This window comes from Treponema endosymbiont of Eucomonympha sp. (assembly GCF_001028545.1).
Window position 1 is genome coordinate 1 of sequence record NZ_BBPW01000381.1, and the last position, 666, is coordinate 666.

A 666-nucleotide genomic window follows, 5' to 3' on the forward strand; every position below is an offset into this window, starting at 1 on the left:
CGTGCCGGACGAAGCAGTCGACGGCTCCGTCGAGCAGCCGCGCGGTGATAAAGTCGTTGAAGCGGCTTATCGCCACGGCGAAGCGTTTGCCCTGCCCCTGCAATGAACCGGTGATTTCCGTATACATAGATTGCCTCCATAAAACGGGCGCCGACTGAGCCGCGCGCCCTTATACTTGCTCCAGATTATGCCCGAGACGGGCTTTCTTCGTCTTGAGATACTGCCGGTTCTCGTCGTTCGGCGGCACCTCGAGAGGCACCCGCTTCTTGACGGTGATTCCCGCACCGGCGACCGCCTCGACTTTGGCGGGGTTGTTCGTCATGAGCCGGACGCCGCTTATCCCCAAATCCCGCAGGATAGCCGCCGCCGGCGCGTAGCCGCGCTCGTCTATGGCGCGCCCCAGCTTCAGGTTGGCGTCTACGGTGTCGAGTCCCGCGTCTTGCAGGGAATAGGCGCGGATTTTCTTCGTCAGCCCGATTCCGCGCCCTTCCTGCCGCAGGTAGACGACCGCGCCGCCTTCCCGCCCGACCCGCCGCATTGCCGCTTCAAGCTGTTCCCCGCAGTCGCAGCGGCTCGACTTCAGCGTCTCCCCCGTGAGGCACTCGGAATGCACCCGCACCAGCGCGTCGGCAGGGTCGAAGGGCGCCTCCGAAACCAGCGCGAGGT

At 64.9% G+C, this 666-nt stretch carries 1 protein-coding gene; it reads right to left on the minus strand.

The window, feature by feature from the left end:
- Positions 1–169: 169 nt before the first annotated feature.
- Positions 170–666 (minus strand): GTP cyclohydrolase II (gene ribA, locus AWU74_RS07190; RefSeq protein WP_162504999.1); only part of this gene is annotated, 497 nt, incomplete at its 5' end.